This window comes from Devosia aquimaris, assembly GCF_020169335.1.
GTDB classification, from domain to species: Bacteria; Pseudomonadota; Alphaproteobacteria; order Rhizobiales; family Devosiaceae; genus Devosia; species Devosia aquimaris.
Genome location: NZ_JAIEZN010000001.1, coordinates 1,922,564 through 1,945,842, shown reverse-complemented (window position 1 = coordinate 1,945,842; position 23,279 = coordinate 1,922,564). Strand labels below are relative to the sequence as shown.

Sequence of the window (23,279 nt, the reverse complement as noted above, 5' to 3'; positions counted from 1 at the left end):
TCTAGAATGCTGTTCTAGAGGAGGCAGGTTGTGGGCAACGCGGCGGTTGTGCGGAGATATATCGAGGCGGCGGAGCGTTTCGACGCAGAGGCAGCGTTCGGTTTGATCCACCCCGATGTCCGGTTTCACGAGCTGCCCAATGCCATCCGCCCCAAGGGCGGCGTCGATGACATGGCGGCGATGGTGGCGGGGATGCGTCGGGCGGCAACGGGAACCGTGTTGCGCGCTCAACGCTATGCGATCGGCGAGGTGATCGAGGCCGGGGACCGCGTCGTCGTGTTGGCGCGATGGGAGGGGACATTGGCCATGCCCATTGGACGCCTGCAAGCGGGCGAGGCGATGGTGGCGCATCTGTGCATGGTGTTTCGGCTGGTTGAGGGCCGCATCATCGAACAGCGGAACTATGATTGTTATGAGGATTTTGCCGCGTAGCGGTCGGTTCTGCCGCTTGACCATAGGTCTCGTGGCCTCCGTGCTTAAAATCGCTCCACTGGAGCGATTTTGCCGCGTAGCGGCCAGCCATGCCACTCAGGCGTAGCCTTCGTGGCCTTCTCGCCTAAGATCGCTCCACAGGAGCGATCTTACCGCTGCGCGGTCGTCTCGAAGTGTCACAAAACCGTAATGGTGGTGTGAACAGGTGCGGCGCTGCCGGAGGATGGTGCCATGAGCGAACGCGTGAGCCAGAGTGATCTTGATCGCATCCGCGACGAGATCAGAGACAGTTTTGACGAAGAGCTGGAGCTGCAGTTCGAAGACGACCAGATGGAAGCGCTGGCCGGCGACCTGCCGAGCCACCGGCGCAAATCCTCGTTGGATCGGCGCGTCTACTTCCGCGAATTGTTCCGCCTGCAGCATGAGCTGGTGCGGTTGCAGGACTGGATCGCGCACAAGGGGCTCAAGGTCGCAGTGATCTTTGAAGGGCGCGATTCCGCCGGCAAGGGCGGGGCGATCAAGCGCATCACCCAGCGGCTCAATCCGCGGGTGTGCCGCGTGGTGGCGCTGCCGGCGCCCAATGACCGCGAAAAGACGCAGTGGTATTTCCAGCGCTATGTGCCGCACCTGCCGGCTGCCGGCGAAATGGTGCTGTTTGACCGCTCCTGGTACAATCGCGCCGGCGTCGAGCGGGTGATGGGTTTCTGCACGCCCGACGAGCTCGAAGAGTTTTTCCGCACCGTGCCCGATTTCGAGCGCATGCTGGTCGGCTCGGGCATTATCCTGATCAAATTCTGGTTCTCGATCAGCAATGAAGAGCAGGAATTCCGCTTCCGCATGCGCATCGATGATCCGCTCAAGCAGTGGAAGCTGTCGCCGATGGACATGGAATCCCGCCGGCACTGGGAAGACTATACCAAGGCCAAGGAAGACATGCTGCAGCGCACCCACACCGCGGAATCGCCGTGGTGGATCGTGGATGCCGATGACAAGAAGCGGGCGCGGCTGAACACCATCGCGCATCTGCTCAGTGCCATTCCCTATGAGGACGTGCCCAAGCGCGAAGTGGTGCTGCCCGAGCGCATCCGTCACCCGGACTATGCGCGCGGGCCGGTGCCGCCGGAAATGTATGTGAAGGCGGTTTACTGAAGCGAACCAGCGCGCATGGCGCTGGGTGGTTCGGGATAGAGGCGGCTCCAGGCGCGGCGCAATTGTCGGCTGGAGCCGAAGCCGCTGCGCTCGGCAATGCGCTCCATATCGAGCCGCGTCTGGGCCAGCAATTCGCGCGCCAGGGCGACGCGCAGGCGATTGACGAAATCGATCGGCGTCATGCCCGTGGCCTGATGAAACAGGCGCGACAGATGCCGCGGACTGGCCGCGCCGATGTCGGCCATTTTCTCCAGGGTCCAGTCTGCGGCGGGTTCGGCGGCGATAGCGTCCTGCACCCGGTGAATGGCGGGATGGAGATGGTTGCGGCCCTCGAACCAGGGCGAGACCTGGGCCGCATGGCCGTCGCGACGCATATAGACCACGAGGTGCCGGGCGATCTGCGCGGCAATCTGTGGTGTGGTGTAGCGGCCCACCAGATGCAGCATCAGATCGATGCCGGCGGTGATGCCAGCGCTGGTGAGGCAATTGCCGTCTTCCACAAACAGCCGGTCATCCATGACCTGGGCCCTGGGCGCCAGCTGGGCGAGGCGGGCACAATCGGCAAAATGGGTGGTGCAGGCGCGGCCGTCGAGCAGGCCGGCGCGGGCGGCCAGCATGGCGCCGCTGCAGATGCAGACCAGTTGCACATCGGCGCCCGCGAGCTGGCTGAGCCAGGTGACGATGGCGTCGCTGCCGGCCCTGGCGGGTTCGATGGCGCCGAGATTGCCGGTCGGCATGACCGCGTCGGTATCGCCGCTGACTATGACCAGGGCCCCTGGGGGCAGATGATCGGGCAGCGGCGCGAGGCCGCTCAGGGTGAGGCCAATGGAGCTGGTGACCTCAGGCAGCGGGCTGACATAGGTGACGTCGAACGCCACCGCCGACTGGAACTGATTGGCCTTGCGCAGCACCTCCATGGGGCCGGCCACATCGAGCAGAAGCGTGTGGGCCGGCACCACGACAAAGGTGGGGATGCGCTTTGGCGCGGTCATGCGGCGGCCCGCTCAGGGCCGGCGAGAGCGCCTTCGACTGTGGTGACGCGGGCAAAGCGCCCGTCCAGCACGGCGGCGGTTCGCGCCTTGAGTTCGTCAACGGTCCAGGTGTGGCCGGTGGCGTCGGTCAGCAGCGTGGTGTGGGTCGCCTCGGTGACGAAATCGACGCTCCAGCCCATGTCGGAGGCATTGCGGGTGGTGGTTTCGCAGCACTGCTCGGTGCGAATGCCCGAGATGATGAGGCGGGCAATGCCGTTCTGGGTGAGCCAGACGGGCAGATCGGTGCCCACGAGGGCGGAATGGCGGCTCTTGTAGATTGTGACATCGGGCTCATAGACCAGCTCGGCCAGCGGGCGGACAAAGCCGGAGGCGATCGAGAAGATGCCCTCGGGTTCGACATGCAGGACGCGGACAATGCGGTGGCCCTTGGCCCGGGCGCCATCGATCAGCGCCTGCTGACGGGCAAAATAGGTGGTGGGATCGACCTCAAACCAGTTTGGCCGCTGGCGGAAGGATTCCTGGGCATCGATGACGAGAAGGGCGGTGTCGGACATTTTGTGTTCCAGCCTGTGGAGTTGATAGCACGAGTATTTCGCGGCTTTCAAACGCCAACAAGGCCGGGAGCGGACCAATGGCGGACAAATCAGGACATTGATGGCTCCGGGCGGCGATTTGGCTTGCTTGTGCGCATGGCGGTCGCAAGAATGGGCCCAGTTGCGAGGAGTGCAGTCTTGGCGGATACCAGCCAGATCGTGGGCGGCGGGCCCAAGAAGGTTCTTTATACCCTGGCCACCATTGGCCGCATGGGCGTGGGCAAGGCCGCCAAGGCGCTGACATCCAAGAATGCCTGCAAGGCCTGTGCCTATGGCATGGGCGGGCAGCGCGGCGGCATGACCAATGAGCTCGATGAATTCCCCTCGGTCTGCAACAAGAGCGTGCAGGCGCAATCGAGCGATACGCAGCGGGGCATTCCCGAAGCGCTGTTCGAGCATGAGCTGGAGGATTTCCAGGCGCTGACCGGGCGCGAAATGGAGCAGCTCGGGCGGCTCAATACGCCGCTGTTCAAGGCCAGGGGCAGCGACCGCTACAAGCCGGTGGACTGGGACTTTGCCCTGAGCCATGCCAGCCAGCGGCTGGGCGCGACCGATCCGCAGCGAAGCTTTTTTTATTCGTCGGGGCGTTCGTCCAATGAGGCGGGGTTCCTGTTCCAGCTGCTGGCGCGGGCCTATGGCACCAACAACGTCAACAACTGCTCATACTATTGCCACCAGGCGACGAGCGAAGGGCTGGCCACGACCATCGGCAAAGCGACTTCGAGCGTCGAGCTGGAGGATCTGACCGGGGCCGACCTGATCTTTGTGATCGGCGCCAATCCCTCATCGAACCATCCGCGTTTCATCCACATGCTCAAGAACTGCCGCGAGCGGGGCGGGCAGGTGATCGTGATCAATCCGGCCAAGGAGCCGGGGCTGGTCAAGTTCGCGGTGCCGAAGTCGCCGAGTTCGATGCTCAAGGGTGGCAGCGAGATCGCCTCGGACTATTGCCAGCCGCGCATCGGCAGCGACATTGCCCTGCTCAAGGGCATCGCCAAGGCGGTGCTGGAACTGGGGCTGGAAGACAGGGCGTTCATCGCCAGGCATGTCACCGGGTTTGAAGCATTCCGGGCGGACCTCGATGCGCTGGGCTGGGAGGTGATTGTCGCGGCCTGTGGCGTGAGCCGGGAGGCGATCACGCACCTGGCGCGGCAATATGGGCGGGCGAAAAATGCCGTGTTTGCCTGGGGCATGGGCATGACGCATCATCTGCATGGCGTGGCCAATGTGGAGGCGATTGCCAATCTGGCGGTGCTGCGCGGCATGGTGGGCAAGCGCTTTGCCGGGCTCTTGCCGCTGCGCGGGCATTCCAATGTGCAGGGGATCGGCACCATCGGGGTCAAGCCTGTGCTGGCCAAGGATGTGTTGACCAAGATGGAAGCGGCGTTCGGCGTGACGTTCCCCGAGGCCAAGGGCATGGACACCATGGCCTGCCTCAAGGCGGCGGACGCCGGCGAGATCGACAGCGCCGTGATCATGGGCGGCAATCTCTGGGGCGCCACGCCGGACACCGGCTTTGCCAACCGGGCGATGGGCGCCATTGGTTTCAAGCTGTTTTTGACCACCACGCTCAACATGGGCCATGTGCATGGGCTGGGCGATGGCGAGGTGCTGATCCTGCCGGTGACGGCCCGCGACGAGGAGTGGGAGCCCACCACGCAGGAATCGATGTTCAACTATGTGCGGCTGAGCGATGGCGGCATTGTGCGGCTGGACAATGTGCGGCCTGAAAGCTGGATCCTGGGCGAGCTGGGGCAGCGGCTGATGCCCAATTCGCCAATCGCGTTCAAGGCGTTCAGCGCCCATGCCAAGGTGCGGGACGCCATTGCCGCCATCGTGCCGGGGCTCGAAGAGCTGGCCGATATCGACGTGGCCAAGAAGGAATTCCACATCAAGCATCGCGTGATGCACACGCCCGAATTCGGCACGGTGGACGGCAAGGCGCATCTGGTGATCACGCCACTGCCGGAGATGGCGCCGACCACGCTGACGCTGGCGACGGTGCGCAGCGAGGGCCAGTTCAACACCATCATCTATGAGGACAGCGACAGCTATCGCGGCGGGGCGGGGCGGCACGCCGTGTTTCTCAATGCCCAGGACATGGCAGGCATGGGCATCAGCGAGGGGCAGGCGGTGACGCTGGCGTCGGACGTGGGGCGGATGGCGGCGGTGGCCACGGCGTTCGACCTGCCGCGCGGCAGCGCCATGGCCTATTATCCGGAGGCCAATGTGCTGGTGGGCACGGCGGTGGACCCGCGCAGCAAGACGCCGGCGTTCAAATCGGTGGCGGTGCGGGTGGAGGCGGCATGAGCGGGGTGATGTTTACCCAGGACACGCTGGATTTTCTCAGCGGCATTGCCGCGCACAATGAGAAGGCCTGGTTCGAGGCGAATCGAGACCTCTATGAGCGCGGCTATGTGGCGGCGGGGCGGGCCTTCGTCGAGGCCGTGGGACCGCGGCTCAAGGCGATTTCGCCCAGCTTGCAGTTTGCGCCGAAAATCAACGGCTCGCTGTCGCGCATCAATCGCGACGTGCGCTTCTCCAAGGACAAGCGGCCCTACAAGGACCATCTCGACCTGTGGTTCTGGCACGGGGAAAAGCGCAGCTGGGACGCGCCGGGCTTCTGGTTCCGACTGCGGCCGGACAGTGTGCAACTGGGCACGGGCATGCATGGCTTCATGCCCGAGACGCTGGAATCGTTCCGCCATGCCGTGGTGCTGCCCCGCTCGGGCAAGGCGCTGGTGGCGGCGGTGGCGCAAGTGCGGGCCAATGGCGACTACCAGATTGGCGAGAAGACGCGGCAGCGCATGCCGCGCGGCTTCGAGGCGCCCGAGGATCGCGCCGAGTTCCTGCTCTATGAGGGGCTCACGGCCGGCACCATGTTGCCGGCGAGCGCGGCGCTGGAGGCAGACTTCGCCGATGTCTGCCTGCGCCATTTCACGGCCACCTGGCCGGTGGGCAAATGGCTGCTGGATGAGATTGCCACGGGCGCCTAAATCGCTGTTCCCAATGGGTTCTTGCGAAGTCTCTCCTATGCTCGATCATCGTTCTACACGGTCGCCATAGGGTAGGGTTGTCGCAGGGTTTCGACCTGTGCCCGGCGGAACAGCGGCCCCGCCTGATCCAGCCTAGGTTTCCTGCATGGACGGCCATGACGGCCGCCGTGAAGGGACAAGGCGATGCTGATCTGGAGCGGTTGGGGTTTTATGGTGGCGCTGGTCTGGGGCACCATCGGGGCGACGATCTATAATACGACCAAGACGATGACGGATGCGCCGGTGACCATGGTGGCGATTGTTGTCGTCGGAAGCCTGGTGATCAGTGGGCTGATCTGGGGCATCGACAGGCTGATCACAAGGCTGACGCGCCGCACGCTGATCGACCAGCGCACTGGCATCGCCTTTGATGTGAGCGCCAGCGGGTCGCTGTTCTTCGTGCCGACGCGGTTCTGGGCCTATCTGGTGCCGGTGATCAACCTGGCCCTGGTGTTGATCAACCTTGGGAAATGAACCGATCAGCCGCGCGGACAGGCGACATCGGCGCGCGTCTGGCTGTCGGAGACCAGGCGTTTACGGTGATTGTACCCTGGCCGCCAAACAAATCAGCGAGAACCCGGCGTGGGCCATCTTGGGGCGCCTGCGCACTACGATCGGGCGAGCTGGCTGGCGCGATACGCGGCTTTGCGTGCGCGCATGATTTCGCCCAGCGGGCGATGGTCGGCGAGGCCACCCCAGGGGTCGAACTGCAGGGTCTCGACATCGGCCGGGGCCAGCAGGGTCAGCCGGGCCACGGTGAGCAGCGGGGCAGACCAGACCACGCGGTGATCTTCAATGGGTGTGGTCTTGGGGTCGGTGTAGAACTGCAGTTGGACGGCATAGTGGATCGGGCCGGCGGCGAGCAACCGGGTGATATCGGCGCCTGGGTCCTTGCCCTGCATGCGCGATGGCGTTTCGGGCGTGAACAGGATCCGGGCCGCATAGGGGCCGATGGCATGGGGCACGACCGTGTTGAAGGTCTCGGCACCATAGCCGGCAAAGGGCTTGCCCATGGTCTGCTGCAAATCCTTGAGGCGCGCGAGCAGACCGCCCAGGCCGTGGCGACGCAGCAGGGTCAACAGGGCCTTGGCCTGGTTGTCTGCGGCAAGGGTAGCGAATTCCACAAAGCTGTCGCTGTCGATGGCGTTGAAACGGTCGTGATTGATCAGCAGGAAATCCTGGTGATCGGTGGCCGGTGCCAGGGCGCCCGGGCCAGCGACGCCCAGGATGCGCAGGGCAAAGCCATGGATATCGGGCTTGGTATTGGCCTGGATGTCAAAGCTGCCGTTGGAAAGTCGCACCAGCGCCTCGTACGATCCCGGCGTGGCAAAGACGCCATGGCTGGCTTCCGGCGGCAGGTCGGGCAGTACCTCGAGGCGCGCCGTGGCGCCGAGAATGGGCTTGCGGTGGAGGAAGCGGCCCTGGCCATGGCGCTGGTTGGTCACTTGATGGGCCGCGCGGATCAGCTCGGCTTGCCGGGCAAAACGCCGTGCCTCGTCGGGACCGATATCTTCGACCCAATCGCGTGACGGAATGCCCATGCCTACCCCCCAGTGCGACACAGGCAATGTGCTAGCACCCGGCCAAATGCTCGGCAAGCTGGCCGGGTGTCTGTGGGCGCTTGTGCCTGCGCTGCGCTGGGCGACAGGGCCTATTGGCCCTGCGCCGGGCCCATCTGCATGATGGTGGGTTTGACGGTGAGCAGCTTCTGCGCCACGGCCTTCACGTCATCAATGGTCACCGCCTCGATCAGGTCGCTGCGCCGGGTGATGTAGTCGATGCCCAAATCCTTCATCTGCAGCCCCACTAACGTGTTGGCGATGGCCGATGACGAGCTCAACTCGCTGATGGGATAGGAGCCGATCTGGTAGCGCTTGGCGTCGGCCAGTTCCTCTGGCGTTGGGCCATTGGCGGCCAGTTCGGCCACGACGTCCTGGATCACCTTGAGGGTTTCCGGCGCCCGGTCGGCGCTGGTGGCCGTGGAGATCAGCAGAGAATTGCTGTGGTCGAAGCCGACCATAGAGGCGCTGATGCTGTAGGTCAGCCCGCGCTTCACGCGCACCTCGCTGGTCAGGCGCGACTGGAAGGACTTGCCACCCAGGATCTGCGTCATCAGCATGGTCGCAAAGTAATCCGGATCGCCCAGTGGGACGCTGGGATAGGCCATGAAGATCGACGCCTGCGGCAGCGGGTAGTCCACGCGCAAATCCTGCCCCAGGTTGGGAACAACATCTGGAACCGGGGTGAGGCTGGGCTCGGCGGGGAGATCGGCAAAGAGCGTGTCCAGCATGGCCTTTGCATCATCGGCACTGATGGCGCCGACAATGCCGACCGTCAGCCTGGCCCTGGCGAAGATCGCCTGATGCCGGGCGCGCAGATCATCGGCGGTGATGGTGTTGAGGCTTTCGATCGTGCCCTGGCTGCGTCGGGCGTACGGGTGATCGCCGTAGAGCGCCTTGCCCCACTGCAACTGGGCCTCGGTGCCCGGGTCCTGCGCGGCAGCGGTGATGCTGGTGATGAGCTGATTGCGCATGCGGTCGATGGGGTTGCTGTCAAAGCGCGGATTGTCGATGGCCTGCTTGAGCAGCGGCACGGCCTGGTCGCGCTGGTCGGCCAGCATGCGCATCGAGCCATAGGTCGCATCGGCGCTGGCGCCAAAGCCCATTTCGGCGCCGGCATCGTCGAGCGCGATCTGGAAGGCGTCGCTGTCCAGCGCGCCCGCGCCTTCATCGAACAGCATGGTCATGAGCGCCGTCAGGCCCTCCTTGCCCATCGGGTCCTGGGCGGTGCCGCCCTCGAAGGCAAAGCGAATGGTGACGATGGGCACGGCATAGTCTTCCACCAGCCAGGCCTTGATGCCGGCAGGGGAGGTGATGTCCTGAAAGACCACTTCGGCCTGGGCCGGCAGCATGAGCATCAGGCTGGCGCCCAAGGTGGCCAATGCGGCCAGCGGACGGCGGAACAAGGTCGGGATAGTCATGGCTTATTGCGCTCCGTTGGCGGGGGGCAGCAGATAGCTGGTTACGGCGATGGACGGATCGAGATATTTGGCGGCGACGGCCTGCACCTGCTCCGGCGTGACGGCGCGAATGCGGTCCGGCCACTGCGTGATGTCCTCGATGGTGCCACCATTGACCAGCTTGGCGCCGTAGATATTGGCCATTGTCGACTGGGCATCCTGGGCAAAGACCATGCTGCGCACAAAGCGGGCCTTGGCGCTGTCGAGTTCGCGCACGGTGACGCCATCGCGGATCAGGCGGGCAAGCTCGGCATCCACGGCCGCTTCCACTTCGCTCAGGTCATGGTCGCCCTGCGGCGCGCCGTAGAGCGAGAAGGCGTTGGGATCCATGGTGGCGCCGGTATAGGCCGCGCCGGCGTCGGCGGCGACACCGGTCTTGACCACGACATCCTGGTAGAGCCGGCTGCGATTACCACCGCCCAGGATTTCGGCCAGCAGGTCGAGTGCCTCGGCCTCACCGGGGGCGGCGCTGAGATAGGAGGGCACCACCCAGCTGCGGCTGAAGCTGGGCACGCTGACGCGTGGATCGCGCAGGGTGATGGTGCGCATGGTGTTCTGTTGCGGCTCGGCCGGGCGGACGCGCGGCGGCAGGTCGGGGCCGCGCTCTAGCTTGCCGTAGCTGGCCTCGGCCAGGGTGCGGACGGTGTCGGCATCGACATCGCCGGCGACGACCAGCACGGCGTTATTGGGCGCATAATATTGCTGGTAGAAGGCCAGCGCGTCGGTGCGGTTGAGCTGCTCCATCTCATGGCGCCAGCCAAGCACCGGAATGCGGTAGGGGTGGTTCTGAAACAGGGTGGCCGCTGTCTCTTCGCCCAGGACGGCCTGGGGATTGCCGTCGATGCGCAGGTTGCGCTCTTCGAGCACGACCTGACGCTCAGAGGCAACGAGCTCGTCGGTCAGCACCAGGCCACGCATGCGGTCGGCCTCGAAATCCATCATGGTCGCCAGCGCATCGGGCGGCACAGTTTCGTAATAGGCGGTGAAGTCGCTGGTGGTCGTGGCATTCAGACTGCCGCCCAGGCTGGCCACGACGCGGTCCAGCTCGCCATCGGGATGGCGCTCGGTGCCCTTGAACATCAGGTGCTCGAAGAAGTGCGCGATGCCGGACTTGCCCGGCGCTTCATCGGCGCCACCGACCTTGTACCACACCATATGGGTGACGATGGGTGCCCGATGATCGGGGATCACCACCACTTCCATACCATTGTCGAGGAAGAAGTGGCTGATTGCGGATTCGGCGGTGGCCGTTTCGGTGGCCGGGGCGACCGATGCGGTCTCGGCATAGGCCAGCGTGGGCAGGCTCAACGCGAGGGCAAGGCCGACGATCCGGGCGAAATTCTTGTTCATTGGCAATATCCCGAACGAAAGTTGGCCCGTGCATAGACCAGAAGGCTGCAGCGGGGAATGCACCAGTGCGTCACTACGCGAAGGTTGGGACGCCTGGTGCCACCATTGGGACGGTGGATGCGGCCAGAGTGCGGCAGCATGTTGCTCTGCGTCACCGCTTCCCCTACATACGGGCCCAAATCTCCCACTGCCGAGGACAGCGCCCCATGGCCCGCCAATTCATCTATCACATGTCCGGAATGTCCAAGGCCTATGCCGGCGGCAAGAAGGTGCTGGATAATATCCATCTCAGCTTCTACCCCGATGCCAAGATCGGCGTGCTGGGCCCCAACGGTTCGGGTAAATCGACCCTGCTCAAGATCATGGCGGGCGTGGACACCGAATTCCAGGGTGAAGCCTGGGCCGCCCAGGGCGCCAAGGTGGGCTATCTGAGCCAGGAACCCGAGCTTGATCCGGCGCTCAACGTGCTGGGCAATGTGATGACCGGCGTCAAGGAAAAGAAGGCCATCGTCGACCGCTACAACGAGTTGATGATGGACTATTCGGACGAGACCGCCGACGAGGCATCCAAGCTGCAGGACCAGATCGACGCGGAAAACCTGTGGGACCTGGAAAGCCAGGTTGAGGTGGCCATGGAAGCGCTGGGCTGCCCGCCGGGCGATGCCGATGTGACCAAGCTCTCTGGTGGTGAACGCCGCCGCGTGGCGCTGTGTGCGCTGCTGCTCAGCAAGCCCGACCTGCTGCTGCTGGACGAGCCGACCAACCATCTGGACGCCGAGACGACATCCTGGCTGGAACGGCACCTGCGCGAATTCCCCGGCGCCGTGCTGATCATCACCCACGACCGCTATTTCCTCGACAATGTGACGGGCTGGATTCTCGAGCTCGACCGTGGTCGTGGCGTGCCCTATGAGGGCAATTACTCGGCGTATCTGGCAGCCAAGGCCAAGCGCTTTGCCCAGGAAAAGAGCGAAGACGCCGCGCGCGCCAAGGTGCTGGAACGCGAACGCGAATGGATGGGCCAGAGCCCGCAGGCCCGCCAGTCCAAGTCCAAGGCGCGCCTGAAGGCCTATGACGAGCTGGTCAAGATCAACGAGGCGCGCACGCAGTCCTCGACGGCGCAGATCATCATCCCGCCGGGCGAGCGGCTCGGGCAGAACGTGATCAATGTCGACGGCCTGAGCAAGAGCTATGGCGACCGCCTGCTGATCGACAATTTGACCTTCAAGCTGCCCCCGGGCGGCATCGTGGGCATCATCGGCCCCAATGGCGCGGGCAAGACCACGCTGTTCCGCATGCTGACCGGGCAGGAGACGCCCGACAGCGGCACGGTGACGGTCGCTGAAAGCGTCAAGCTGGGCTATGTGGACCAGAGCCGCGACAGCCTCGACCCCAACAAGACGGTGTGGGAAGAAATCTCGGAAGGCGACGAAATCCTGCTGCTCGGCAAGCGCGAAGTGAACTCGCGCGCCTATACGTCCTCGTTCAACTTCAAGGGCGGCGACCAGCAGCAGAAGGTGGGCAATCTCTCGGGCGGGCAGCGCAACCGCGTGCACCTGGCCAAGATGCTCAAGAGCGGCAGCAATGTGCTGCTCCTCGACGAACCGACCAATGACCTCGACACCGAAACCCTCGCCGCGCTCGAAGAGGCGCTGGAGGAATTCGCCGGCTGCGCCGTGATCATCAGCCACGATCGCATGTTCCTCGATCGTCTGGCGACCCATATGCTGGCCTTCGAAGGCAACAGCCATGTGGAATGGTTCGAAGGCAATTTCGCCGATTACGAAGCCGACAAGATCCGCCGCCTGGGCGCCGATGCGGTCAATCCAAAACGCGCGACATACAAGCCGCTGACGCGCTAAGGTTCTTGGGCGGGCCAGTTGCCCGCCCTTATTGTTGTGCTGTGGGGACAGTATGAGATTTGTTGTTGGCGCGCTGATCTGGGGCGCGATGGCCGTGGCAGCAACTGCTGCACCGGGACAGTGCGTGGTGCGGGACGGGGCGGCGTTTGATTGCGATGTGGCGCTGGATGGCAGTGGGCTGACCTTTGCGTTGCCGGATGGGCAGGTGTTTGCCTTTGCCCTGATCGAGGATGGCGTAGGTGTGGGCTATCTGGTGGCGCCCGATGCGGCGCCCGGATCGCGACCGGATGAACTTGGGCAAATGGTGCCCGTGCCGGACAAGCCTGGCTGCTGGATGGGCGGGCGCGATGATTTCAGCTTCTGCGCCCAGGTGGCCCAGTAGGCCCTCGTGGGCCTTGTACCGGCCATCGCAGGCGCTGTGGGGCTGACCGCGCCGGATTGTACCGGCGACCATGGCGGCGCCGCATTGGCATGGATGCTGGATGCGGCCGCTGGGACTGATGAAATGCGCGCACTGAACGCGCCTGGGGAGTTTGAGCGATGCGGATTGTGATGGGGCTGCTGGTTGTGGGCCTGCTGGCGACGCCGGCGATGGCCAAGGATGCGCTGTGCCGCACCACCGATGATGGCGAATATCCGTGCGTCTTCACATCGCTGGATGAAGCCGGGAGCTTTGAGATTTCCGCCGCCGGCAAGCCGACCTTCGAGCTGTGGGTGGATAGTCCCGGCATTGCATCGGTGAGCGCCACGTTTGAGGAAGGTGGTCGCTCGGTGGCACTGCCGGGCAGCTATCTGCGATCGGAAGAGGATGGCGCCTGCTGGAAGAGCGACGCCGCGGAAACGGAAATCTGCGCGTGGTGATTGAATCCTTTGCCTTCGAGACCGGCGGCGCTGAGCTGACCGGCCTGGAAGCCGGCGAGGGCCTGCCGGTGATCTTTCTGCACGCCGGGGTCTGCGACAAGCGGATGTGGCTCGACCAGATGGCGGCGGTGGCCGAGGCTGGCTGGCACGCCATTGCCTATGACCGGCGCGGCTATGGCGAGACGACGAGCCCGGACGAAGCCTTCAACCATCTCGATGACCTCGACGCGCTGCTGGATGCCTTCGACATCCATGCGGCGGTGCTGGTGGGCTGTTCGATGGGTGGCGGGCTGGCGATCGATTTTGCGCTGCGCCACCCCGGCCGAGTGATCGGGCTGGTGCTGATCGGCACTTCGGTGACCGGCGCGCCCTGGAGCGCTACCGAGGCCGAGGCGATGATCGAGGCGGCCGAGGAGCACGCCTTCGAGCGTGGCGACATGGACATGCTCAACCGGGTGCAGGCGCATGAGTGGCTCGACGGGCCGCGGGCGCAGTCGGGACGCGTGGCGGGCGCGGCGCGCGAGCTTTTCATGGACATGAATGCGCTGGCGCTGGCCAAGCCGGCCCTGACGCAGGAGCAGCGGCGGCCGGAGGCCTGGAGCCGGGTCGGCGAGATCAATGCCCCCAGCCTGCTGCTGGTGGGCGACCAGGATTTCACCGCGCTGATCGATCGGCATGAGCATCTGTCGGAAGAAATGCCCAATGCCTTTGCGGCGGTTCTCGAGAATGTGGCGCATATTCCCAGCATCGAGCGCCCCGAACTGGTCAACTCCATGCTGGTGGAGTTTCTCGACGCCATCTCGGGCGGCGGCGACGCGGAAAGCGATGACGATTCAGAGGACTAGCAGGCCGGGCTGGATGGGCGTGCGGATCGGCTGAGTGGCTGATTCAAGCGGTTCAGACGCTGATTCAAATGGCTGAAAAACCGATTCAACGCCTTGTCGCGTTGAATCGGTTTTTCTATTCAATACACTGAAATATCAGTGCAATCAGGCGGCCAGCACGCCTTCGAGGTGCTGCGGCAGCTGGGCGGTGGGCAGATTGGTCAGATCCTTGTTGATCTCGGCCATCACCGCCTTCTGCACGTTGGGGGTCATAGCCTTGCGCAGGTCGCCCAGGGCAATGGGCGCGGCGACCACGACAAGGCGATCAAAGGCGCCTTCCTGCAGCTTGGCGTCGAGAGTGGCGGCGACCGATTTCACGAATTCGGTTTCGCGATGCTCCACGGGATCGGTCTTGGGTTCCATGGCGCTGCGGCCGGGGCCGGCGGAGGAGAAGCTGCGGCCGGGGCGGTCGGTGACGATGTCCTGCGCCTGCAGGGGCTCGATGGACCAGTCGAGGCCCTTCACCTGCGCCAGCCCCTTGCCGGGTCCGGTGTTCTCGAGGACGCGGGCCTGTGCGCCGTCGGCAATCAAGATCCAGGTGATGGTCTTCTTCATGTGTCAGCTCCTGCTCGTCAAATAATCGGTCAGTGGCAGCGCCGGGGTCGGCGCAGGACAATAGGACGCCCCGATCATGGAAAGGTTGTGGCCAGCCATTCGCGAATGCGCACGAGCCGATCAAAAACTCTGATTGGTGGGTTTCGGAACCCTCTGGTATCAGGGCAGGAGCAGCTGCCCGACATGGGCGCGGAGACGTGTGATGTCCCTTCCAGAATCGGCTCCCGAGGCCATCGCCCCCGGCGATGTCGCGCCCCCGAGCGCGCCATCGTCCAATGACGGTCGCAATGGTGTCGTGGCGGCACTGGCGGCCTATATCCTTTGGGGCTTTTTGCCGCTGCTGTTCCGCCAGGTGGAAGCGGTGGGTTCGGTGATGATCGTGGCCGAGCGCACCTTGTGGTCGCTGCTGCTGCTGGGCGGCATATTGGCGCTGAGCGGTGGGTTCGGTGATGTGCGGGCGCTGTTTGCCGACCGCCGCCGCGCGCTGATGACGCTGCTCTCGGCAGTGCTGCTGGCGGGCAACTGGCTGCTCTATGTCTGGGCAGTCGAGACCGGTCAGGTGCTGGAAGCCAGCTTTGGCTATTTCATCAATCCGCTGGTCAACGTGGCCATGGGCATGGTGCTGCTGGGCGAGCGCCAAAACCGGCTGCAGACGGTTTCCATCCTGATCGCGGTGGTGGCCATCGGCATCCAGGCGATTGGTCTGGGCCGGGTGCCGGTGATTGCGCTGGGGCTGGCGCTGTCATTCGGTTTTTACGGCTATTTCCGCAAGACGGCGCAGCTGGGGCCAGCCAGTGGGCTGTTCTCGGAAACGGTGATGCTGGCGCCTGCGGCGGCCGCCTATGTCATCTTCAACCTGATGACGGTCGGGCCGGGCATCCATGCCGATCCCTACTACATGACATTGCTGGTCTTTACCGGCCCGGCGACGGCTATTCCGCTGCTGCTGTTTGCCTTTGCGGTGCGGCGGCTACGGCTGACGACGATCGGCATGTTCCAGTATATCGCGCCCTCGATCCAGTTCCTCCTGGCGATCTTCCTGTTCGGGGAGCATCTGAACGGGCTGCGGCTGGTAAGCTTTGCGCTGATCTGGCTGTCGCTGGCCGTCTATAGCTACGACAGCTTCCGTCGCCGCGGACAGGCGCGCGCGCTGGCCTAGCGGGGCAAGGCGGCCAGGCCGCCCTGCCGATATGGGGCCTACTGCTTGACGGCGGCGTCCCAGTGCTCGTCGGCCTTGCCATCGAGGATGCGCCAGGTGTCATACCAGGTGGTCGTATAGGTCTTGGTGGGGTCCTTGGGATCGGGCTCGGTGCGCACGGTCGCGACGGTCACAAGATCGCCCTCGGCAGTGACGAAGACCACAGGGGTCTGCAGCTTGTCCGGAATGGGGGTCGGCTCGACCTTGAGCGCCTCGGTGAAGAATTTCACCACGGTGTCGCGGCCCGAGGGCACGTTGGGATTGTGCTGCAGATAGCGCTCGGTGAGGAACTGGTCAGCGGTGTCCCAGTGATTGGCCTCCAGCAGGTCCTTCATGATGTGATAGACCACCTGCTTGTTGGCATTGAGCTGGGGATGGGGGCTGGTGAACAGCGCCTCCTTGTCGGCAGCGGCGACCACCGCTTCCTGCGCCTGGGCAAGGCCCGCCAGCGGGCCGGCGGCGAGCAGGGCCAGCGCCAGCGCGGCGCCGCCAAACAGTTTCTTCATCATCAACTCCTGTATGCAAGGTGGCTTTGGCCGGGCCTGTGAACCGGCGCTACCCTAGGTGGGGCATCGGGAGCGTACGCCGCAAGGAGGTACCATTCCGGCCGATAGGCACCCGGGGGTGCCCCGGCCAGCGCGGCCATGTGGTCAGGCCGTTGCGGGCTGGGTGGCGCGGATGGTCTGGGCCATGCGCTCGAACAGGGCGGCAAAGGGCGTGCCTTCCCGCCAAACCAGCGACAGCATGCGCTCGGCGCCGGAGCTGGCGATGGCGTGCACGGCGATGCGGGAATCGCTGGCCTCCTTGGCGACGGCAATCTGGGGCAGCAAGGTGACGCCCTGACCATTGGCGACGAATTCGACGATGGTGGAGAGCGAGGTGGCGGCAAAGGTGCGCGGCGTTGCGCCACCCTGAATGCGGCAGGCGGCGATGGCCTGATCGCGGAAACAGTGGCCTTCATCAAGCAGCAGGATGCGATCTGGGGCCAGCGCAGTGAGCTGCACCGGTGCATTGGCCGCCTCGTCCCGGCTGGTGGCCAGAACGAAACGATCAAGGAACAGCGGCACGCTGACCAGACGCGGACCGCGCTCGGGCACGGGCGTGGCGATGAGCGCGACGTCGAGACTGCCATCGGCAAGGCCGGCCAGCAGCGAATCGGTGCGGCTTTCGCTGACGGCGAAGTCGATGTCGGTCAGTTCGCGGCGCAGCGCGGGAAAAATGGCCGGCAGGAGATAGGGGGCGACGGTCGGGATCAGGCCGAAGCGCAAGTGCCGATTGGGCCGGCCCGCCCGGCCGAGGGCGAAGGCGTCCAGTGCCTCGGCGCTGCGCAGCGTTGTCTGGGCCAGCGCGATGAAGTCGCGCCCGAAGGGGGTAAGCTGCACGCCGGACTTGAGGCGATCGAACAGCGGCGTGCCGCACAGGGCCTCAAGCGCCATGATCTGCTGCGACAGTGCAGGCTGGGATACGGCGCAGGCCTCAGCGGCGCGGCCGAAATGGCCAGTGCGGGCCACCGCGTCGGCATAGCGCATCTGGCGGAGGGTAATTGTCATGATAATGTAATCCTATCGACGCAGGAAGAATTATCGATTGGCCTAATCAATGTCACCCCCCTATAACCCAAGCCAAATCCCAGACGCATAGACGACAGGAGTCTTCCCATGAGCGATGAAACCGCATCCAGTGAACCCGCAGCCAGCGCCGGCAAGTGCCCGGTAGCGCATGGCGCGATGCCGCGCAGCAACCGCGAATGGTGGCCCAACCAGCTCAACCTGGCGGTGCTGCACCAGCAGTCGTCGCTGTCGGACCCGATGGGCCCGGACTTCGACTATGCCGAAGCCTTCAAGTCCCTGGACCTGGCGGCACTCAAGGCTGACCTGGCCGCGCAGATGACCGACAGCCAGGACTGGTGGCCGGCGGACTTCGGGCACTATGGCCCGCTCTTCATCCGCATGGCCTGGCACAGCGCCGGCACCTATCGCACCGGCGATGGCCGTGGCGGCGCCGGGGCCGGGCAGCAGCGCTTTGCGCCGCTCAACAGCTGGCCGGACAATGTGAACCTGGACAAGGCGCGGCGCCTGCTGTGGCCGATCAAGCAGAAATACGGCAATGCCATTTCCTGGGCGGATCTGATGATCCTGACCGGCAATGTGGCCTTGGAAACCATGGGCTTCAAACCCTTCGGCTTCGCCGGTGGCCGCGCCGATGTGTGGGAACCCGAGCAGGACATCTACTGGGGCCCCGAGGGCAAGTGGCTGGCCGACGAGCGCTATAGCGGCGACCGCGACCTGGAAGACCCGCTGGCGGCCGTGCAGATGGGCCTGATCTACGTTAATCCCGAAGGCCCCAATGGCAATCCGGACCCGCTGGCGGCGGCGCGCGACATTCGCGACACCTTTGCCCGCATGGCGATGAACGACGAAGAGACCGTTGCGCTGATCGCAGGCGGCCACACCTTCGGCAAGACCCATGGCGCGGGCGACGCAGCGCTGGTGGGTGCGGAGCCGGAAGGTGCCGACATTGCCGAGCAGGGCCTGGGCTGGCGCAGCACGCATGGCACGGGCATGGGCGGCGACACCATCGGCAGCGGGCTCGAGGTGACCTGGACCACCACGCCCACGCAGTGGAGCAACAACTTCTTCGACAATCTGTTCAACTATGAGTGGGAGCTGACCCGCAGCCCGGCGGGCGCCCAGCAGTGGACGCCCAAGAACGGCGCCGGCGCGGGCCTGGTGCCGGACGCGCATGACGGCAGCAAGCGTCATGCCCCGGCCATGCTGACCACCGACCTGGCGCTGCGGTTCGACCCGGCCTATGAGGCCATTTCGCGCCGCTTCCACCAGAATCCGGACCAGTTTGCCGATGCGTTTGCCCGGGCCTGGTTCAAGCTGACCCACCGCGACATGGGACCCAAGGTGCGTTACCTCGGCCCCGAAGTGCCGGCTGAAGACCTGATCTGGCAGGACCCGATCCCGGCCGTGAATCACGAACTGGTCGACAGCGGCGACGTTGCCGAGCTCAAGCGCCGTATCCTCGGCTCGGGCCTGAGCGTGGCACAGCTGGTCACCACGGCATGGGCCTCGGCCTCGACCTATCGCGGCTCGGACATGCGCGGCGGGGCCAATGGTGCCCGCATTCGCCTGGCGCCGCAGAAGGACTGGGCCATCAACCACCCGGCGCAGCTGGCGCGGGTGCTGGAGACGCTCGAAGCCATCCAGGCCGGCTTCAATGCCGAGCAGGCCGGTGGCAAGGCCGTGTCGCTGGCAGACCTGATCGTGCTGGGCGGCAGCGCGGGCATCGAAAAGGCCGCGGCTGATGCCGGCGTGCAGATCGAGGTGCCGTTCGCGCCCGGTCGCATGGATGCCAGCCAGGAGCAGACCGACGTGGCGTCCTTCGCGCCGCTCGAGCCCAAGGTCGATGGCTTCCGCAATGTGGTGGGCAAGCGCCAGCGCCAGTCTGCCGAGGAAGCACTGGTCGACAAGGCGCAGCTGCTCGGCCTGACGGCACCGGAGATGACTGTGCTGGTCGGTGGCTTGCGGGTGCTCAAGGCCGGCCAGCCGGCGCATGGCGTGTTGACCCATCGCGCCGAGAAGCTGACCAATGACTTCTTCGTCAACCTGCTCGACATGAGCACCGTCTGGACGCCGTCCGAAGGCAGCGAGGGCGTCTATGAGGGCCGTGATCGCAAGACGGGCGACTTCAAGTGGAGCGCCACGCGCGCCGATCTGATCTTTGGCTCGCATTCGCAGCTGCGGGCGCTGGCGGAAGTCTATGGCCAGTCCGACGCGGGCGAGAAATTCGTCCGTGATTTCGTGGCGGCCTGGGTCAAGGTGATGAACGCGGATCGTTTCGACCTGCGCTGATCCTGCCCTCCTAGAGAAACGCGACGGCCCCGGTGGAGATGTCTGCCGGGGCCGTTGTGCTTCTTGGGGTGTCGCTGGACGCAAACAATTTGATGCAAATGCCGGGATCGCCTTTCAGAACCCGCAAGCCTCTGGGGCGTCATGGTCGTGTCTCACGGTATCGAGGCGCCAGGAGTATGACGATGAGCGAGCTTGACCAGGGACAGCGTGCCTTCTCCAGCTTCCGTGTGCTCAATGGTGATGAAAGCCTGAGCGAGCGCGAGCATCTGTTCCGCAACATGGCGGAGCTGTTCAGCTATGTTTCGGACCGCTGCGACGACGAGCAGGTGGCCCAATATGACGAGGTGCTGTGCCAGCTCGCCGAATTCGTCGAGGTGGAAGCGCGGGCCCATGTCGCCCGCCTGCTGGCGCCTCTCGACCGCGCACCGGGCACGGTGGTGCTCAAGCTGGCCAATGACGACATCGAGGTGGCGCGGCCGCTGCTGGAATTCTCCAATGTGCTGTCGGACGATGACCTGATCGACATCATTACCAAGCAGACCGAAGCCCATCGCGAGGCGATCGCCGGTCGGGCGCAACTGGGCGATCGCGTTGGTGAAGCCATTGTCGAGCACGGCGAAAGCGCTTCAGTGGTGCGGCTGGTGCGCAACGCCAATGCGCATATTGATACGGCGATCCTGGAAAAGCTGGTGGCGCGCGCCGCCAATGACCGCGAGATTGCGGCTGACCTGCGCAGCCGCCCGGGGATCGACTGGGCATCCCTGCGCAAGGAAATCGACAACGTCGCCAGCAAGGTGCTTGAGACGCTGGGCGAGATGGATCGTGGCTTTGACCCGGTCGCTGCCGGCAAGGTCAATGCCGTCGTTTATAACCGCATGCGCAATCGCGCCGGCTTCTCGGCCGACGAATGGAAGGTGGCCTATAACCAGGTCAAGGGATTGAGCGACCGCAAGCAGCTCGATGCCCGCGCCCTGGCCCGGTTTGCCCGTTTCGGCTATGGCCACCATTGTGCTGCCGCGCTGACCGTGCTGTTGCGCGTCAAGCCCGAGGTGGTGGTCAAGTGGCTGGCGAGCCAGGATTACGTCGCCGTCACCGTGGCGCTGCGCGCCGCCGGGATGACGCCGGACCTGTTCGAGGCCATGTTCGCCACGCTGCCCTGGCGCGACCTGCCGACCGACGCCGACAAGCGCATGGTGGCCAGCCGGTTCGAGGCCATCGACGGCGACGAGGCACAGGGGATCTTCGACCTCTGGCGTGCCCATGAATTCCGCAAGCGTGCGGTGACCGAAGCGCGCGAGGCCGCATCGGCCTAAAATGGCGTGAAGTCTTTCTATCAACAGCCCGCTCCGGCCCTGCCGGGGCGGGTTGTGCGCTTTGTGGGGTCCGGCTGCAACTTCCCCCTAGACCCGCGCCGCAATCCGGATATAAAGACATCTTTATATCTAGTTCGAGGTTGCATTGGCTGAGCTGGCGGATCTGGTGGGTGTGCTCAAGGCGGCGGGTGAGGGGACCCGCGTGCGCCTGTTGGCCTTGCTGGCCGATGGCGCGCATTCCGTCAAGGACCTCACTGAAATCCTCAAGCAGAGCCAGCCGCGCGTGTCGCGGCATCTCAAGCTTTTGGCCGACGCCGGGCTGGTGCAGCGCAATGCCGAGGGCGCCTGGGCCTATTATAGCCTGACCATGGATGGCGACGGCGCCGAGCTGGCGCAATGGCTGATCGGCCGGCTGAACCCCGAAGATGTGGAACGTCGGCGCGACATCGAGCGGCAGGCTGCGGTGCGGGCCAGCCACACCGCCCAGGCGACGGAGTATTTCGCCAAGGTCGCCAGCAGCTGGGACCTGCTCAAGACACTGCAGGTGCCCGAAGAAGCCGTGGAAGCGGCAGTCGTGGCCGCATTGGGCGGGCGCCGCGTCGAGACGCTGGTGGACCTGGGCACCGGCACGGGCCGGATGCTGGAAGTGCTGGCCGATTCCTACAAGCGCGGCATTGGGCTCGATTCCAGCCGCGAAATGCTGGCCGTGGCGCGCTCGCGCCTGTCTGGCGCCGGCATCACCCATGCCCAGGTGCGCATGGGTGACATCGGCGACCTCGATGTGGCCGTGGGGCCGGCGGACGTGGTGGTGATCCACCAGGTGCTGCATTATTTCGACGACCCGGGCCGCATGCTGGCGCAGGCGCGGCGCCTGCTCAAGCCGGGCGGGGAGATGATCATCGTCGATTTTGCGCCGCATGATCTCGAATTCCTGCGCAGCGAGCATGCCCACCGCCGACTGGGGCTGTCGGCAGACCAGATGAGCAGTTGGGCGGCGGCGGCCGGGCTGGTGGTGGACACCATGCAGCCCTTTCCCAGCCAGACAGGGCAACGCGGGCTGACAGTCTGCCTGTGGCGCCTGAGCGATAAGACTTGAACGGATAACGACATGATTGATGACAATGTGCGTGCCAGCCGGCAGACCGCAGACCAGCGACCCGAGCTGCAGATCTCGTTCGAGTTCTTTCCGCCCAAGACCGACGTCATGGAGGAGAAATTCTGGGACACGGTGCACAAGCTGGCGCCGCTCAAGCCCCGCTTTGTCTCGGTGACCTATGGCGCCGGTGGCACCACGCGCGAGCGCACGCTGCGCATGGTTAGCTCGATCAAGGCGGACACGGGCGTGGATGCCGCAGCACATCTGACCTGCGTGGGCGCCAGCCGGGACGAGGTCGATGGCGTGGTGCGCGGCTACCGGGCTGCCGGGATCAGCCGCATCGTCGCCTTGCGCGGTGACCCGCCGGAGGGCGTGGGCAAGCCCTTCACCCCGCATCCGGATGGCTACCAGAATGCCGCCGACCTGGTGGCGGGCATTCGTCGCATTGGCGACTTCGACATCTCGGTCGCTGCCTATCCCGAAAAGCATCCGCAGAGCCCGGACTGGGCCACCGAGATGGACAATCTCAAGCGCAAGATCGATGCCGGCGCCAGCCGTGCCATCACGCAGATGTTCTTCTCCAATGGCGACTACCTGCGCTATCTCGACCGTGCTCGGGCCGCCGGGATTACGGCGCCGATCGTGCCGGGGATCCAGCCGATCCACAGCTTCAAGCAGATCTCGAGCTTTGCCGCGCGCAGCGGCGCCTCCATTCCAGGCTGGCTCGCCGAGCGTTTCGAAGGGCTCGACGACGAGCCGGAAACGCACGCGCTGGTGGCCTCGGCGGTTGCGGCAGAACAGGTCACCGAGCTGCTCGATGAGGGCGTGACGGAGTTCCATTTCTTCACGCTCAACCGGTCGCCCCTGGCGCTGGCGCTGGCCCGCATTCTCGGGCTGCGGCCCGGGGTCTGAAGGCTCTCCCATACCAAGAGACCGCAGGCGACGGACCCGTGGTGCATCACGATGTGATCACCGCGAGGGCCGATTAACCTTGCGTTCACCATGATCTGGTGCCATCAGGCCGCGGCCCATGCGAGGGCGCCGCGTCCGGTGGCGTCGTTCAGCCTGGGTTCAGCCACA

General features: G+C 64.9%; 22 protein-coding genes. 14 read left to right on the top strand and 8 right to left on the bottom strand.

Annotated features, from left to right (window positions below; genetic code table 11):
• Window positions 1-30: 30 nt before the first annotated feature.
• Together K1177_RS09360 and ppk2 are read left to right on the top strand one after the other, a co-directional pair.
• A complete protein-coding gene (locus K1177_RS09360; protein WP_224703039.1) occupies window positions 31-432 on the top strand; it encodes a nuclear transport factor 2 family protein in 402 nt (133 codons plus the stop codon).
• A gap of 231 nt (window positions 433-663) precedes the next feature.
• Window positions 664-1,581, top strand: coding sequence for a polyphosphate kinase 2 (ppk2, locus tag K1177_RS09355; protein ID WP_224703038.1), 918 nt, complete (start codon window positions 664-666; stop codon window positions 1,579-1,581).
• Here the strand turns inward: ppk2 and K1177_RS09350 are convergent.
• Together K1177_RS09350 and K1177_RS09345 are read right to left on the bottom strand one after the other, a co-directional pair.
• Window positions 1,575-2,573, bottom strand: a complete 999-nt coding sequence (locus K1177_RS09350; protein ID WP_224703037.1) for a GlxA family transcriptional regulator — start codon at window positions 2,571-2,573, stop codon at window positions 1,575-1,577. The genes ppk2 and K1177_RS09350 overlap by 7 nt on opposite strands.
• The gene (locus K1177_RS09345; protein WP_224703036.1) at window positions 2,570-3,127 is read right to left on the bottom strand and encodes a cysteine hydrolase family protein; all 558 of its coding nucleotides are present in this window, start codon (window positions 3,125-3,127) and stop codon (window positions 2,570-2,572) included. Before K1177_RS09345 ends, K1177_RS09350 begins: the two co-directional genes overlap by 4 nt.
• A gap of 177 nt (window positions 3,128-3,304) precedes the next feature.
• Here K1177_RS09345 and K1177_RS09340 point away from each other — a divergent pair, with 177 nt between their 5' ends.
• From K1177_RS09340 to K1177_RS09330, 3 genes are all read left to right on the top strand, one after another.
• Window positions 3,305-5,476, top strand: coding sequence for an FdhF/YdeP family oxidoreductase (locus K1177_RS09340; protein ID WP_224703035.1), 2,172 nt, complete (start codon window positions 3,305-3,307; stop codon window positions 5,474-5,476).
• Window positions 5,473-6,162: a DUF2461 domain-containing protein gene (locus K1177_RS09335; protein WP_224703034.1), complete on the top strand. Its 690-nt coding sequence runs from the start codon at window positions 5,473-5,475 to the stop codon at window positions 6,160-6,162. The genes K1177_RS09340 and K1177_RS09335 overlap by 4 nt, the downstream gene beginning before the upstream one ends.
• A gap of 183 nt (window positions 6,163-6,345) precedes the next feature.
• Window positions 6,346-6,675, top strand: coding sequence for a hypothetical protein (locus K1177_RS09330; RefSeq protein ID WP_224703033.1), 330 nt, complete (start codon window positions 6,346-6,348; stop codon window positions 6,673-6,675).
• 134 nt (window positions 6,676-6,809) lie between these two features.
• Here the strand turns inward: K1177_RS09330 and K1177_RS09325 are convergent, their stop codons facing one another.
• The 3 genes from K1177_RS09325 to K1177_RS09315 all read right to left on the bottom strand — a co-directional run bounded on the left by K1177_RS09325 (window position 6,810) and on the right by K1177_RS09315 (window position 10,570).
• Window positions 6,810-7,742 carry a catalase family protein gene (locus K1177_RS09325; RefSeq protein WP_224703032.1) on the bottom strand — a complete coding sequence of 311 codons (933 nt, stop codon included), beginning with the start codon at window positions 7,740-7,742 and terminating at the stop codon, window positions 6,810-6,812.
• A gap of 110 nt (window positions 7,743-7,852) precedes the next feature.
• Window positions 7,853-9,181: a M16 family metallopeptidase gene (locus K1177_RS09320; protein WP_224703031.1), complete on the bottom strand. Its 1,329-nt coding sequence runs from the start codon at window positions 9,179-9,181 to the stop codon at window positions 7,853-7,855.
• A gap of 3 nt (window positions 9,182-9,184) precedes the next feature.
• Window positions 9,185-10,570, bottom strand: coding sequence for a M16 family metallopeptidase (locus tag K1177_RS09315; protein ID WP_224703030.1), 1,386 nt, complete (start codon window positions 10,568-10,570; stop codon window positions 9,185-9,187).
• A 206-nt stretch (window positions 10,571-10,776) separates the two neighbouring features.
• On the opposite strand from K1177_RS09315, the gene ettA reads away from it, so the two are divergent.
• The 4 genes from ettA (at window position 10,777) to K1177_RS09295 (ending at window position 14,138) form a co-directional block, all read left to right on the top strand.
• Complete coding sequence (gene ettA, locus K1177_RS09310; protein ID WP_224703029.1) at window positions 10,777-12,432, top strand: energy-dependent translational throttle protein EttA; 1,656 nt, start codon at window positions 10,777-10,779, stop codon at window positions 12,430-12,432.
• Between the two features lie 52 nt (window positions 12,433-12,484).
• Window positions 12,485-12,814 (top strand): hypothetical protein, encoded by a 330-nt coding sequence (locus K1177_RS09305; RefSeq protein ID WP_224703028.1) that lies wholly within the window; start codon window positions 12,485-12,487, stop codon window positions 12,812-12,814.
• A gap of 158 nt (window positions 12,815-12,972) precedes the next feature.
• The gene (locus K1177_RS09300) at window positions 12,973-13,293 is read left to right on the top strand and encodes a hypothetical protein (RefSeq protein ID WP_224703027.1); all 321 of its coding nucleotides are present in this window, start codon (window positions 12,973-12,975) and stop codon (window positions 13,291-13,293) included.
• Window positions 13,287-14,138 carry an alpha/beta fold hydrolase gene (locus K1177_RS09295; RefSeq protein WP_224703026.1) on the top strand — a complete coding sequence of 284 codons (852 nt, stop codon included), beginning with the start codon at window positions 13,287-13,289 and terminating at the stop codon, window positions 14,136-14,138. The genes K1177_RS09300 and K1177_RS09295 overlap by 7 nt, the downstream gene beginning before the upstream one ends.
• A 144-nt stretch (window positions 14,139-14,282) precedes the next feature.
• Here the strand turns inward: K1177_RS09295 and K1177_RS09290 are convergent, their stop codons facing one another.
• The gene (locus K1177_RS09290) at window positions 14,283-14,732 is read right to left on the bottom strand and encodes a host attachment protein (protein ID WP_224703025.1); all 450 of its coding nucleotides are present in this window, start codon (window positions 14,730-14,732) and stop codon (window positions 14,283-14,285) included.
• Between the two features lie 202 nt (window positions 14,733-14,934).
• Between K1177_RS09290 and rarD the strand changes: the two genes are divergently transcribed.
• A complete protein-coding gene (rarD, locus tag K1177_RS09285; protein WP_224703024.1) occupies window positions 14,935-15,891 on the top strand; it encodes an EamA family transporter RarD in 957 nt (318 codons plus the stop codon).
• 38 nt (window positions 15,892-15,929) lie between these two features.
• Here rarD and K1177_RS09280 read toward each other — a convergent pair whose 3' ends face one another.
• Together K1177_RS09280 and K1177_RS09275 are read right to left on the bottom strand one after the other, a co-directional pair.
• Window positions 15,930-16,436 (bottom strand): nuclear transport factor 2 family protein, encoded by a 507-nt coding sequence (locus K1177_RS09280; protein WP_224703023.1) that lies wholly within the window; start codon window positions 16,434-16,436, stop codon window positions 15,930-15,932.
• Window positions 16,437-16,580: 144 nt separating this feature from the next.
• Complete coding sequence (locus K1177_RS09275) at window positions 16,581-17,480, bottom strand: hydrogen peroxide-inducible genes activator (protein WP_224703022.1); 900 nt, start codon at window positions 17,478-17,480, stop codon at window positions 16,581-16,583.
• Window positions 17,481-17,588: 108 nt separating this feature from the next.
• Between K1177_RS09275 and katG the strand changes: the two genes are divergently transcribed.
• The 4 genes from katG to metF all read left to right on the top strand — a co-directional run bounded on the left by katG (window position 17,589) and on the right by metF (window position 23,111).
• Window positions 17,589-19,790, top strand: a complete 2,202-nt coding sequence (gene katG / locus K1177_RS09270) for a catalase/peroxidase HPI (RefSeq protein WP_224703021.1) — start codon at window positions 17,589-17,591, stop codon at window positions 19,788-19,790.
• A gap of 182 nt (window positions 19,791-19,972) precedes the next feature.
• A complete protein-coding gene (locus tag K1177_RS09265; protein WP_224703020.1) occupies window positions 19,973-21,103 on the top strand; it encodes a DUF2336 domain-containing protein in 1,131 nt (376 codons plus the stop codon).
• A 145-nt stretch (window positions 21,104-21,248) separates the two neighbouring features.
• On the top strand, window positions 21,249-22,199 hold the full coding sequence (locus tag K1177_RS09260; protein ID WP_224703019.1) for an ArsR/SmtB family transcription factor: 951 nt from the start codon (window positions 21,249-21,251) through the stop codon (window positions 22,197-22,199).
• Window positions 22,200-22,211: 12 nt separating this feature from the next.
• Entirely contained in the window at window positions 22,212-23,111 is a 900-nt protein-coding gene (gene metF, locus K1177_RS09255) for a methylenetetrahydrofolate reductase [NAD(P)H] (RefSeq protein WP_224703018.1), read from the top strand.
• The last annotated feature ends 168 nt before the right edge of the window (window positions 23,112-23,279 follow it).